A 13,226-nucleotide genomic window follows, 5' to 3' on the forward strand; every position below is an offset into this window, starting at 1 on the left:
TGGGAGCCATCAACGTTCTACGGGCCGGGCTGGCCCGTCGCGAGGCCAAACCGGCTTAGCGAGAAGCCCCGTCATTTATGGCGGGGAGGAGTCACACGGAGTCCTCGTCGTCGGGGCCCCATAGGCGGGCCCCCGGCCGGCATTCGATCATTCCGCTGACGTCGGTCGACATGGAGAGATCTTGCCTTCGCAGTCCAGGAGCCAGCATCTCTTTTTCCTGCGCGTGCGTACGCGGCCCGGTCGAAACTCTGGCTCAGCCGGATCGGTAGACGTCACTGCATGCTCAGCCTCAGCCGGTGTGACGCCGGCAGCTTCAGCTCAGCAGAGGATTGCCCTGGAGGTTCGCTTCCCCACACGGCCAGGGGCCCTTGGCCAGAGAGCCCAGCGGTGTACGGAAGACCATGACCTCGTTGTCCAGGGAGACGACGACGCTGCCTTCGCTCAGCAGGAGCGTACGACCAATGACCGCTCGGCTGTCGTCCATGGCGAACAGCTCGTGTCCGGCGAGGTCCGTGTCCACGGCGAGTAGCTTGCCGTCTCGCCAGAACACCGCGGTTCCCTCGCAGTCCATCGCGGGGTAGGACGTGTAGTAGCCCGTCAGCGCCGGCCCGTCCATGAGGCTGTTGTCCGGTGCGAGCCGCCGGAAGCGTGATCTGGAAGGCAGGACGTTTTCGAGCTCGGGGCCGCTGACGCTGCCGTTCTTGTCAACGAGCATCGCCCCGTGGCTGGCCCAGCGCCCGGTTTCAGTGCCGTCCCGGCCGAAGCGGCCGGTCGTAAACGCGCCGTAGCCCTGGGATCCGATCAGGAACTGACCAGGACCCGCTATCGCCTTCCGGCCCGTGGGAGCGGGAGAGGTGGCCGACACCATCTCGCCGCTGCCCAAGTCGAGGAAGAACGTCCTCCCGATGCCGCCCCGTGTGTCGGTGAAACTGGCTGCGATCCGGTCGGCCGATACGAGCAATGGCTCCCAGTGGTCTACGCCGATCTCCTCCGGGATCCAAGGCCTACGCGGCCGGATCTCCCATCCGGTCCGGTCTCCCATCTCCACCACACCCGGGAACGACACCGCACCGAGGTCGATCGGCGTGGACCACAAGCACTCGCCCTCTCGCGTGTACCGGGCCACGCGCGGCTCCGGTACAGACGTGGGCCGGCTTCGTTCCCCACGGACCAAGCGGGAAGCGCTGACCCAGGAAATGATGAACCCGTCGTCGAGGAGGACGAACGCCCCGATCTCCTCGTCAGGGCGGCACTCCGGGTGGGCGGCGGGCCCAGTGGATCCGTCCGGCAGAACACCTTCCAGGAGCCGGCCGTCGCCATCCGGGTAGGCGACCCACAGCGTGCCCTCCGTGGACAGACGAGACTGCGGCCTGCCCGTCCCTGGGTACTTCCGCTGCCACGCCACCTTGCCTGCGAGGTCGACCCTCGTGATGACGGTCGCCAGGGGATTCGCACCGTAGCCAGTCACGGTCAGCGGCCCGGAGGGATCGGACGTGGCCACGGCCCAGACCTGCCCCGGCATAGTGAAACGCGATGAGAGGGTCATGCGCCGCATCTTGCCGCATCCTCCGTCCGCAGCAGTTGGGCCCTCTGCAGCACCGTCTCGGCCAACTGGAATGCTTCGGGGCCAACTTCGAAACTCAGAGCCGTGGCTGGCTGCGGCAGCACCGCCCCATCACGGGGCCCCGTCACCTGGCCGAGGCACCTTGCGGGTCGCCTTCGCCTTCGGCGACAGCGATCTCGGCGGCTACGGCGAGGAGCATCAGCCGAGCCAACGGACGTCGGCCTGCTCTCCCTGCCCGATGGCTCTGCCCCCGGCCGCCGGCGGGTTGTCGGCCGAGGAAGCAGGATCTGCGTCCATGACGAGCCGTTCACCACATGGCCGGTCCCTGGCTGTGGGGTGTCGCGGGCGGTTACGGGTGCTGCGGGCGGGATATCTGGGCAATGCGCCTGCCGAGTCGTGCCGGGTGGCGTAACTCGGGCGCGCACGACGACACGTACGACCTGGAACTGCCTCAGCAGTAGCCGCCAGTTCGTCCGTGGGGCCGTGACCAGTACCCGGTCACGGCCTCACACGCGTGTTCAAGCCGGCCACCGCCCCCAGCTCACTACCTCGCAAGTGGCAGCAATGAGGCGTCCACAGCCCCGACCACAGTCTCCCCGCGATCGGACTTCGTGCCCTCTCCACCACCAGTGGGTGTCCTTTGACAGTGAACCCAGTCGCCGAACAACGCCACTGGCGTCGCCCCGGCCCACCGGTTTGAGCGGGTTTGTCGATGCTGCTTCTCGGCATTCGCTGGGCCGATGCGGACTTCCGGAGGCAGGCAGCGCCACCGCCCCAGTTCCTGCAAGGACCTGTGCAAGTGGCCACTTGGACAGGGAAAACGCAACTTCGACATGGCTCGCAGAGGCAGCTACCTTCATCTGGTCTTCGGTGGTCGCCCACGGTCGCACAGGGGTTTCTTCGGGCTGGGCCAGCCGCGACGGGATGGGTCGGTCATGCCCCACGAACCCTCGCGCCCATGTGTAAGCCACCGAACCGGGTCCACGTCAGGCAGCCCCAACCAGGGAGAGACGCATGCCCCAACTTGCTCTGTACACATTCGGCATCCTGAAGTCGCCTCTCGCAGATCCCGCACCTCTCGCGCGCGAGTTCTACGACATGGGTGAGGCCGTCTACCGGAAGATCAGTCAGCACCCCGGGTACCTCGCGCGTGCTGAAGCGGCAGACGGTGACCGGGGCATGCTCTTCGAGGTGGACTGGGGTGCATGGGGCGAGTTCGCCGTACCGACTTGGTACGGCAAGGGCCGAACGGCGGAAGCCACCGCCCTGGCCGCGACCCTCTCACTCTGGACCGACCTGCGCCTCGCCTTCGACGCCGTCTACACCGGTCTGCACCGTGAGGCGCTGAACAGGCGTTACGACTGGTTCGAGAGGACAGGGCACGCAAATTATGTGATCTGGTGGGTCTCCGACGGCGTGACACCCACCTGGCAGGACGGGGTTTCCAGGCTGGAGCACCTCCACGACCACGGCTCCGCGCCGCACGCCTTCACCTTCCACCACTCGTTCACCCCGGAGGGAACTCCGGCCAGGATCAAAGGCTTGTGACCTGCAGCGACCAGAAGAACTCGGACGCTGTGACGCTGGAAACCTCTTTGGACCTGATCCCGGACGCACGGATGCCCGGTGCCGTCTCAGTTGATCTGGGAGGACACGTTCGCGGCCCCTCAGTCGATACAGAACTCGTTGCCCTCGATGTCCTGCATCGGGATGCACGACTCGTTCTCGTCATCGGCATACAGCGTTCGCACGTGTACCGCGCCGAGCGGGACCAGTCGTGCGCACTCGGCCTCGAGTGCGGCGAGGCGCTCTTCACCCACGAGTCCGGTGCCAACCCGCACGTCAAGATGCAGCCGGTTCTTGGCGGCCTTCCCTTCGGGAACGCGCTGGAAGTACAGTCGCGGGCCCACGCCTGAGGGATCACTGCAGGCAAACCATGCGTCCTGCTGCTCAGGTGGAAGCGAGCGCTTGTAATCGTCCCAAGTGGCAAACCCCTCCGGTGGCGGCGGTACGACGTACCCCAACACCTCGCACCAGAAACGAGCGAGGCGCTCAGGTTCTGCGCAGTCGAAGGTGACTTGGAACTTCTTGATCGACGTCATCGGGCCACCGTATTGGCGCGTGCTGCTCAGCGAAACCCCCAGGGTGTCATCGCCGCGCAGGTCGAGGTCTCGCGTGACATGAGTACCGCCACCGGACCAGATCGCCTGAGACGACGAGCGAATCGGACCAGACCACCTGAGACAGGGGCCAATTCGCAAGAGACAGGACACCTCGAGTGAATGACGGCGAAAAGTGGGGTCGCTGTCCCTTCTCAGTGAAGTTTGATTGGGTCTCAGTGGAGTTTGACGGATCGGTCGTTGTCTCATCGAAGTTCCACCATCGCCCGAAGCAGGACGTTGTCGGAGGCTAAGGGCTGTCCCGCAAATGTCGGTGCTTGGTTCTGGACGTGGTCAACGCCAGATCCGGCCTCGGTTATCCCGCGATATTGAGGTTGTGGAGCCGTGCGATACCGAGCATGGCGTGGTGGACACCGTCGCCTTTGAGGCGGCAGTCGCGGAGGATCTTCCAGGTCTTCATGCGGGCGAAGACGTGCTCGACGCGGGCCCCGACTGCTTGTGCAACTTGTTGCGGGCCTGCTTCCAGTCGGGCAACTCCTCGCCCTTGCGGCGCCGGTGGGGCATCACGAGCCCGGTGCCCGGATAGCCGCCGTCGGCGATGGTCATGGTTGTGCCGACGGCGGCCTTCGCGCCGGACTCCGCCCATGCCTTGCAGTCGTTGCGGTTGCCGGGCAGGGGCCGGCCGACCACCACGACGAGGCGGGTGTCGGCGTCGATGACGACCTGGTGGTTGGTGGAGTACCGGTAGTTCTTGGACTGCTCGGCAACGGTGTGATCGCGGGTGGGCACCAGGGTGCCGTCCACGTTCAGCACTGTGTCTTTCGCGAACCGCTTGCGGGGCTGGAGCGCGAGTGACGGGCCGAGGCGGTTGATGATGCGGTCGGCCGCGGACTTCGAGATGCCGAAGAGCGGAGCCAGTTGTCGCATGGTCAGGCGTGCGCCAGTAGGCAGCAACCAGCAGCAGACGGTCCTCAAGAGGCAGGCTCCATGGGCGGCCCCGCCGCATCGGATCTGCACCCTCGCGACGCAGCGCGGTGACCAGCTTGCCAAAGCAGCGCGGGCTCAGCCCCGTGAACGGCGCTATCCACGAGTTCCGAAGCAGTGATCACAGCAGCCATGACGTGATCATCTCGCGCTGCTTGCCACGCAGTGCCCGTGATGTTCCTCGTCTGACAGCGGATTTGGCCCGGGGCAACCGCCGACCCCAGGCGCGCTTCCTTCTACTCGCCGACGACTCCGTCGATAGCTTCCCGCAGAAGGTCGGCATGGCCGTTGTGACGCGCGTACTCCTCGATCATGTGGGTGAGGACGTAACGCAGCGAGATGGTCTCCCCGCGAAAGCCGACGGTGTCGTCAAGGGAGTTGAATGAGGCGGCGACGGCACGGGCGCGGGCGCACTCCTCGTGCCAGACCTCGAACGCCTCGTCGACGTCGGCATCCTGGACGTGGAACTCGGCGAACGTGCCATCGACCTCGCCCGGCCAAGGAGGCTTGACGTCCTCGGCGTTCATGACGAGCCGGAACCAGCTCCGCTCGACCGAGGCCGCGTGCCGCACCAGGCCCAAAAGCGTAATCCCCGAGGTCGGGATCGTTCTCCGCTTTAGCTGCTCGCCGGTCAGATCCGCGCACTTCATGGCGAGGGTCGCCCGCTGGTAGTCGAGGAACGAGGTGAGTGAGGAACGGTCGTCGGCCACCTTGAAGGGGTGTGTGCGCTGGTCATCGGTCACCGGGCGATCATGGCAAGGATGCGATCTTGCGGGCCACCCCGGTCCGGAGCGTGGACACCGAAGCCCACCTGCTCGACCAGTTTTGGGGTCGGAGATCAATTGCGGGACAGCCCTTAGGTGGGCTGCCATGGACGCTGCTGATCTTGACTACTGGGCCCGGACGTTGTCCGGATGCATGCCTCCGTTCTTGGTCACCCGACTTCTTGAGCTGGGCCACGTGGAGGAGGTGCGGGTTCAGGCCGGCCGTGGGGAGTGGTTCTGCGCGCGGGAGTGGGCGCAAATGCCAGGCCGCCCGGGGCGGGTTCCAGGTCGTATCGCCCGGAGAATCTGCAGCGAGCCAAAAGAGGCATCGCATGGTGACATATGCCATCCATGAGCTGTTCGACGTGACGGCATTCCCTCGCGTCATCGCACGCGTAGGAATGCCGCCGATCGGCGGCTCGTAGAGGGCGTGGCATCGGGGCTGCCGCCGCCGTTGATGGTCACCTGCGGCTCGGCGTCGTGGCGTCATCGATCGCCCTGGCGACCTGGCGGGACCGCGAGCTCGACTCGGCACTTTCGAGACAGAAACTCAAGCTCTTGTCTTCTGTTTCCACTTGTCCAGTCGGTCAGGATCCACGACACCGGCACGGGTCAAGCGATCGGCGCGAACGACGTCGTACATCGGACGCACCGTCGCGGCGCTGCGCCCCTTGCCTCCCGGCTGCCCCTACCGAACGTGACGCGACCGAACGCAGCGTGGCCGAGTCGGTACGGCCCGCCAGGCCTAGACCCCGGCGGGAACCCCGAAGTCGCCGGTCGCCCGACGCGGCTGGGATGCGGGAGGGGGAGCGCGGGCTGTCGTCAGGGGGACGTACTGACGGCGCCGGGGCCGGTGATCGGCTCCACCTCGGAGCCGGTGACCTCCTGCCCGCAGGAGCAGCGCAGTTGGACGTGCACCTCGCCGCCGCAGCCGACGTGGTTCAGCAGTGCCGGTGCGCCCTCCGGGCCGCCGAGGTGGGTGTCCCCGTACTGCAGGAGGGCGGCCAGAACCCACTGCAGGTCGTGGGCGGGTGACGTCAGGTGATACTCCTGGCGGACGCGCTGTCCGGCCTCCCTGTAGCTACGGCGCTCCAGCAGGCCGGCGTCGACGAGCTGTCCCAGGCGTTCGGTCAGGACGCGACGTGAGATCCCGAGGTGGTCGGCGATCTCGTCGAAGCGGTGCAGCCCGGCGAATACTTCGCGTAGGACGAGAAGGGTCCACCGCTCGCCGACCAGACCCAAGGTCGCGGCGACGCTGCAATTTCCCAGATCAAGTTCACGCCACTCCATGCCGTCAGTATAACCCCAGGGTTTCGATCGGGAACCCAGCCCTTGACTTCCTGAGTTCCAAATGGAAACTTAGGTAACGGCGGACCGCTGACAGCCACCACCGCGGCGCGGCGCCGAAGCCCACCCGGTTCGTCGAACCGCGGTGCGGCCTCACGAGCCGATCGGCCCGATCCCTTGGCCTCTGGTCCCTCCGCACATCACCGGACGGGAGCCGGAGCAGGGGGAAACGTGTTCACCCAGCACCGCACTCAGCAACGAGCATGGAGGAAACATGTCGAGCAACCAGGCGATCGTTGATGCCTGCCACCGCGCCTACACCGGGTTCGAAAAGAACGACTCGTCCGACCTGGTGGCTCTGATGTCGCCGGACGTGGTCTTCCACTTCCCCACCTCCCTGCCCTACGGCGGGACGTTCCACGGCCGGGACGGCTTCGTGGCCTTCTACAAGGACCTCTTCGACCACTACTACGAGTACTTCGACTACGACCTGTACACGGTGCTCGACGCCGGGTCGCACGTGGTGGTCCCCGTTCGGGCCCGCGCAAAGGCGAAGAACGGCCGCACCATGGAGAACGAGCACCTGCTCCTGTTCGCCGTGACCGACGGACTGATCGCGGAGGCGCGGCTGTACGCCGACACCGCCAAGGGGCGCGACGTGCTCGAGGGTCTCGAGTTCTTCCCCTCCGCTGCCGACTGAGTCTCGGTCGGCACCGGGAATCCACGGGGAACGCTGTTCCGTTCCGGGCGCCATCGGTAACTACATCCAGTCGCTTGCCAGTACACCGATGTACGCAGCCTCATCATCAACGGAGCGGCCCACCTGCCCGCCGTGGAAACCCCTGCCCGCACCGTGACCCTGATCGCGGAGCACTTCCTGGGCGACACCGAGACGGCGGACGGCTGACCAGCCACGAGCCGTTCCGGGGCAGCAAGCAGCATCCGCCGCGCCCGGCTGACCATGGCCCCGCTGCCCTTCCCAAGCCCCGCACCACCCGTACCTTCACTGGCGGAATCCTGCCGTGCACGTCCGAGAGGCCATCAACGTGATCATCAACAGCGACGAACTCGACGCGCGGTCCGCGTACAAACTCCTCATCGGGGCTGTCACGCCGCGCGCGATCGGCTGGGTGAGCACCCTGTCATCAGCCGGTGTTGCCAATCTGGCGCCGATCTCGTTCTTCACGGTGGTGAGCCGGATACCCCCGATCGTGTCCCTCACCCTGCAGCCGCGGTCGGACGGGACCTTGAAGGACACGCTCATCAACATTCAGGACACAGGTGAGTTCGTCACCAACCTGGTCACGCTTCCGCAGGCCCACGAGATGCATCGCAGTGCGGTCGAGTTCGACAGCTCCCAGGACGAGTTCGACGAGGTCGGCCTGGCCAAAGAGGCCTGCGAAGTGGTGAAGGTGCCGCGCGTGAAGGACTCCCCGATCGCCATGGAATGCACGCTCGAGCGGATCATCAAGGTCGGCGACGTCAACGACCACGTAGTCTGGGGCAAGGTCGTGCGGTTCCACATCCGGGACGACGTCTACGCCCAGAACGGACGGATCGACACCGGGGCGATCCCGGCGATCGGCCGCCTCGCCGCCGAGTACACCTTGGCCGACAATGCGTTCGTCACGCCCCTGCCGGAGGACGTGCTGAGCGCGCGTCTGGGCAAGCGCAGCCACCGCCTCGACGAGCGCCCGGACGGGTGGTCGCCGGTGGACAGCGCCGATTGGTCCCCCTCCGGAGCCACCAAGGCCTGACGGCACCGGCACCAACGCCGATCCGGCCGCACCCGCAGGCTCGCGCCGTGTGCCGCGGGTGGTCAGAGCGGCAGCGCCGTCTACCGAGGCCCGGATCAGGCCTCCGAACGGTCGGATCCCCGACACCGTACTTCCCTAAGGAGCCCCCCATGCCGGTCTTCAACGCCCACATCCCCGCCAACCGCTTCTCGTCGCAGCAGAAGCGCGCGCTCGCCGACGCGCTCAACCAGTCGTTGGTGCAGGGGCTCGGCATCCCCCAGGGCGACCGCTTCATCATGATCAGCGAACACGGCGAGGACGAACTGTTCCTCGACCCGACGTTCATGGGCATGCAGCGCAGCGCCGAGGCCATGATCATCACGGTTCTCCTCGGGGCCCACCGACCCCTGGAGGACAAGCGGGCGGTGACCGCGGCCATCAACAGGCTGGTCGTCGAGGCCCTCGATGTCTCGCCCGACGACATCTTCATCGCCCTGATCCCGGTACCGAACGAGAGCTTCTCGTTCGGAAGGGGCGAACTGCAACTGGCCGAAGAGGTTCCGCGCTGGTGAACCCCGCGTCCTCGCCCGCCGTCCGGGGCCTGTCCGACGAAGACCAGGTCAGGCCGAGGGTCAGGAGGGCTGGGCACCGGTGCAGGTCGGGGAGCGGTGCCTGACGCGGGTGTACGGCCGGCGCCGCCGGAGCGCTCCGGTCATCGGTGCTGCCGGGGCGTGCCGGCAGCACCGCGAAGCGCCTCCCCATACGCCGGGAACCCGCCACGATCCGCCGGACGCACCCCGGACAGGGCGCCCCGTGCGTCGAGGGCCACCTCAAGAAACCACCAACCCACCGAAAGCCAGCGCCGACCTGACAGTGCCCGTGACGACCATCCCCGCCCGGCGGGCGGCGGTACTTTCGCCCGAAGCCACTCTTGCCCGGCGGCGCCCCGCACGGGATCACAGCACACGGCAACTTCGGCCGACCTCCCGAATCCCTCCGAGCGAACGGGCACGGCACGCCAGCAAAGGAATCAGTTGTGGAATCAGAAAGCGTCACGTCGGCGCAGACCCGCACGTCCGGGGGACTCGACGAGCCGGTGTTCGCGCTCCACCGCGGGGGAAAGATGGCGATCACCCTTACGGTCCCGCTACGCGGCCCTGACGACCTCTCACTTGCATACACGCCCGGCGTCGCCGAGGTGTGCACAGCCATCGCCGAGCAGCCCGATCTCGTACACGACTACACCTGGGTCTCGCACACCGTCGCGGTGGTGACGGACGGCACCGCGGTGCTCGGCCTCGGCGACATCGGCCCGCAGGCGTCGCTGCCGGTCATGGAGGGCAAAGCGGTCCTGTTCAAGCAATTCGGCGACGTGGACGCCGTGCCCATCGCGCTCGCCACCACTGACGTGGACGAGATCGTCGACACCGTCGCCCGCCTCGCGCCTTCCTTCGGCGGCATCAACCTGGAGGACATCTCCGCGCCCCGGTGCTTCGAGATCGAGCGCAAGCTCCAGGACCGCCTCGACATCCCGGTCTTCCACGACGACCAGCACGGCACGGCGGTCGTCACCCTCGCGGCCCTGCACAACGCCGCCCGTCTCGCCGGGCGGAAACTCGACGACCTGCGCGCGGTCATATCGGGCGCGGGAGCGGCGGGCGTCGCGATCGCCAAGATCCTCGTGGAGGCGGGAATCGGCGATGTCGTGGTCACCGACAGGGCCGGCGTCCTGCACTCCGGCCGTACCGGCCTGACCGACATCAAGCGGGACATCGCCGCGAACACCAACCGGAAGGGACGGACCGGCACTCTGGAGGAGGCTTTGGCCGGCGCCGATGTCTTCATCGGTGTCTCCGGCGGCACGGTCCCCGAATCCGCGGTCGCCACCATGGCGGAGGGAGCGTTCGTCTTCGCCATGGCAAACCCCACGCCCGAGATCCACCCCGACATCGCCCACAAGTACGCGTCCGTCGTGGCCACCGGCCGCAGTGACTACCCGAACCAGATCAACAACGTGCTCGCCTTCCCCGGCATCTTCGCCGGCGCCCTGCGCGTCCGCGCCTCACGCATCACGCCGGGCATGAAGATCGCCGCCGCGGACGCCCTTGCCTCCCTGATCGTCGACGAGCTGCGTCCCGACCACGTCATCCCGTCCCCCTTCGACCCTCGTGTCGCCCCCGCGGTCGCCGAGGCTGTCGCGGAGGCGGCCCGGCGCGATGGTGTGGCCCGGGTGTAGGCGGCGTACCACGCCCTCCCCGTGATCCGAGGACAGGGCCGCGTCCTGCTCATCGGACGCGTCGCCTCGCGAATCCGCAGGTCACGGGAGACATCTTGGCCACCGGATGCAGAACGCATGTCCAACCGAATACCCCATCGATTCCCCCCATCCAAAGCCAGGACTGGTCCCTTCCGGGGCGACGTCCGGTCCCGGACAGTAAGGACCCACATGAAGACGGAACGCGTCGCCGACACCGACGTACGGTATCGGCGCAGTGGCGACGGAGACCTGGCCGTGGTGTTCGTCCACGGTTTCCTCGATGACCAGTACGCCTGGGACCGCTTGATCCCCCAGCTCACCACACCCGGCATCGAGTGCGTCACACTCGACCTGGCCGGCTGCGGCGACCGCGACACGGCGGACGGGCCCTACACCTACGACCGGTTTGCCGACGAGGTGGGCGCGGTGGTCGACGCCCTCGGTAAGCCTTTCGTGATCGTCGGCCACAGCATGGGTGCAGCCGTGGCCGAACTGGTCGCGATCCAGCGGCCCGAACGGGTCCGCGGACTCATGCTGGTGACCCCGGTCTCCCTCGCGGGCGTACATCTGCCCGACGAGATGATCGAGCAGTTCCGCTCGCTGGGCGGCGACGCGGACGGGCAGCGGGGCGTACGCAATCAGCTGTCCGTGGCGTTCCCGGAGGCCGAGCTCGACCGGCTGGTGGCGACCGGACGGCGGCTGCGTCCGGAGGTCATCCGCGCCCTCGCCGACTGCTGGAACACCGGACACCCCCTCGGCGAACGGCCGAGTACCTGCCCAGGCCCGGTGCTCATCGTCCGCGGCGAGGGCGATGGGTTCGTCACCGAGGACATGGTCAACAACGCGATCGCGCCCCGATTCACCGCCATGACAGCGGTATCGGTGGCCGAGGCCGGCCACTGGGCACACATCGAACAGGCGGCCGGCGTCGCCACCCGCCTCGACCGCCTCCTCGCCGAGGCCCGCGGTTCCGAGGGCGTCCCCGCCGCGAAGACCCCGCGTCCGCAGGGGTGGACGAACGCCTTCGCGTAGAAGTCCGCCGAGGCGTTCGGTGAGGCGTTCACCGAGGACGTGGTCCTGGAGGCGAGCGTTTTGACCCGTCCGGTGGAAGGCCGCGACCAGGTGAAAAAGGTGATGGCCACGGCGAATGCGATCTACGAGTCGCTCCGCTTCACTGAGGAGACCGTCGACGGTCCGCGAACGTACCTGGAGTGGGAGGCCACCGCGTTCGGCGGCCTGCCGATCGAGGGCGTCACCATCCTCACCAGGAACGCGGCCGGCCAGGCCCTCCGAGTCGCCATCCACCACCGGCCGCTGGGCGCCGTGCTCCGCTTCTCCGCGGAACTGCGCCCCCGACTGACCGGTGAGATAGACGCAGACCACTTCCACCAGGACTGAAATCCCTGCCACTTCAGAAGGTTGTCCCATGATTCAGCGCAAAGATGTCCAGTTCGAGGCCGATGGCGCGGTACAACTGCGTGGCTGGCTCTTCCTGCCGGGCGGTCCGGGCCCGCATCCGGCGATCACCATGGCCCACGGCTACGCCGGGGTGAAGGAGCACGGTCTGGAGCGGTTCGCGCAGGCCTTCGCCGAGAACGGCTTCGCCGTCCTGGTCCATGACCACCGCGGCTTCGGGGCGAGTGACGGCGGGCCGCGTCAGGACGTCGACCCCTGGCGGCAGATCGCCGACTGGCGGCGGGCCATTTCGTTCCTGGAGAGCCTCCCCGACGTCGATCCGGAGCGGATCGGTCTGTGGGGCACCAGCTACGCCGGCGGCCACGCGATCGTGCTCGGCGCGACCGACCGCCGGCTGCGGGCCGTGGTCTCCCAGGTGCCGACCATCAGCGGCTTCGACCAGGGCCGGCGCCGTGTCGTCCCCGAGGCGGTCGCGGCCCTGGAGGAGTCCTTCTCAGAGGACGAGCGCGCCCAGTCGCGCGGCGAGGCCCCCCGTACCTTGGCCATCGTCAGCAGCGACCCGGCGGTGCCTGCGTCCTACCGGACGCAGGAAGCCATCGACTTCTACCTCCAGCCCAAGCCCGAAGGCGTGTGGGAGAACGAGGTCACGGTCCGCTCCACCCGGGCCGCGCGCATGTACGAGCCCGGAATCTGGGTCGACAGGGTCTCACCCACACCCCTGCTGATGGTGGTCGCGCTCAACGACACCGTCACCGTGACCGATCTGGCCCTCGCGGCCTACGAGCGCGCGCTGGAGCCCAAGCGGCTGCGGACGATCCCGGGCGGCCACTTCGATCCCTACACCACTCAGTTCGACAAGGCGAGCAGCGCTGCCGTCGAATGGTTCCGCGAGCACCTCGCCTGACAGGCGCCCGCACGCCACCGCGCCCGGCCTGCGTGGCCTACATCGATATCCCCGCCCAGGATCCCGGATGCCTGTTCGTGGTGGCGGCACCCAACGGCAAGAAGGGCGCGCCCCGGACGGATACCCTCGCGGTGCCCGTCCGTGAGACGGACGGAACGCACTGACTGCCGCGCACCGAACTCCAGCGGCTACTC

Annotated in this window: 11 protein-coding genes and 2 pseudogenes; 8 read left to right on the forward strand and 5 right to left on the reverse strand. The window is 67.5% G+C overall.

The window, feature by feature from the left end; all coding sequences use genetic code 11:
* Positions 1–313 precede the first annotated feature (313 nt).
* Complete coding sequence (locus ACFYP5_RS37995) at positions 314–1,546, reverse strand: hypothetical protein (RefSeq protein WP_389044503.1); 1,233 nt, start codon at positions 1,544–1,546, stop codon at positions 314–316.
* 1,032 nt (positions 1,547–2,578) lie between these two features.
* Between ACFYP5_RS37995 and ACFYP5_RS38000 the strand changes: the two genes are divergently transcribed.
* A complete protein-coding gene (locus ACFYP5_RS38000) occupies positions 2,579–3,112 on the forward strand; it encodes a DUF3291 domain-containing protein (RefSeq protein ID WP_389044507.1) in 534 nt (177 codons plus the stop codon).
* A 119-nt stretch (positions 3,113–3,231) separates the two neighbouring features.
* Here the strand turns inward: ACFYP5_RS38000 and ACFYP5_RS38005 are convergent, their stop codons facing one another.
* From ACFYP5_RS38005 to ACFYP5_RS38020, 4 genes and pseudogenes are all read right to left on the reverse strand, one after another.
* Positions 3,232–3,666 (reverse strand): VOC family protein, encoded by a 435-nt coding sequence (locus ACFYP5_RS38005; RefSeq protein ID WP_389044510.1) that lies wholly within the window; start codon positions 3,664–3,666, stop codon positions 3,232–3,234.
* Positions 3,667–4,039: 373 nt separating this feature from the next.
* A pseudogene (locus tag ACFYP5_RS38010) lies at positions 4,040–4,802 on the reverse strand (transposase).
* 102 nt (positions 4,803–4,904) lie between these two features.
* Positions 4,905–5,411: a DinB family protein gene (locus ACFYP5_RS38015; RefSeq protein ID WP_389044513.1), complete on the reverse strand. Its 507-nt coding sequence runs from the start codon at positions 5,409–5,411 to the stop codon at positions 4,905–4,907.
* Between the two features lie 843 nt (positions 5,412–6,254).
* Complete coding sequence (locus tag ACFYP5_RS38020) at positions 6,255–6,722, reverse strand: winged helix-turn-helix transcriptional regulator (protein WP_389044514.1); 468 nt, start codon at positions 6,720–6,722, stop codon at positions 6,255–6,257.
* A 271-nt stretch (positions 6,723–6,993) separates the two neighbouring features.
* Here ACFYP5_RS38020 and ACFYP5_RS38025 point away from each other — a divergent pair, with 271 nt between their 5' ends.
* The 7 genes and pseudogenes from ACFYP5_RS38025 (at position 6,994) to ACFYP5_RS38055 (ending at position 13,032) form a co-directional block, all read left to right on the forward strand.
* Complete coding sequence (locus ACFYP5_RS38025; RefSeq protein WP_389044517.1) at positions 6,994–7,419, forward strand: nuclear transport factor 2 family protein; 426 nt, start codon at positions 6,994–6,996, stop codon at positions 7,417–7,419.
* A gap of 322 nt (positions 7,420–7,741) precedes the next feature.
* Complete coding sequence (locus tag ACFYP5_RS38030; protein WP_389044518.1) at positions 7,742–8,476, forward strand: flavin reductase family protein; 735 nt, start codon at positions 7,742–7,744, stop codon at positions 8,474–8,476.
* Between the two features lie 149 nt (positions 8,477–8,625).
* Complete coding sequence (locus ACFYP5_RS38035; protein ID WP_389044520.1) at positions 8,626–9,027, forward strand: tautomerase family protein; 402 nt, start codon at positions 8,626–8,628, stop codon at positions 9,025–9,027.
* A 464-nt stretch (positions 9,028–9,491) separates the two neighbouring features.
* Entirely contained in the window at positions 9,492–10,691 is a 1,200-nt protein-coding gene (locus ACFYP5_RS38040; RefSeq protein ID WP_389044522.1) for an NADP-dependent malic enzyme, read from the forward strand.
* Positions 10,692–10,901: 210 nt separating this feature from the next.
* Complete coding sequence (locus ACFYP5_RS38045) at positions 10,902–11,744, forward strand: alpha/beta fold hydrolase (RefSeq protein ID WP_389044525.1); 843 nt, start codon at positions 10,902–10,904, stop codon at positions 11,742–11,744.
* 18 nt (positions 11,745–11,762) lie between these two features.
* Positions 11,763–12,110, forward strand: a pseudogene (locus ACFYP5_RS38050) (nuclear transport factor 2 family protein); the annotation flags it as partial.
* 28 nt (positions 12,111–12,138) lie between these two features.
* A complete protein-coding gene (locus tag ACFYP5_RS38055) occupies positions 12,139–13,032 on the forward strand; it encodes an alpha/beta hydrolase (protein WP_389044528.1) in 894 nt (297 codons plus the stop codon).
* Positions 13,033–13,226: the final 194 nt, after the last annotated feature.

Source organism: Streptomyces sp. NPDC005262, from assembly GCF_042872425.1.
In the GTDB taxonomy this organism is placed as follows: Bacteria; Actinomycetota; Actinomycetes; order Streptomycetales; family Streptomycetaceae; genus Streptomyces.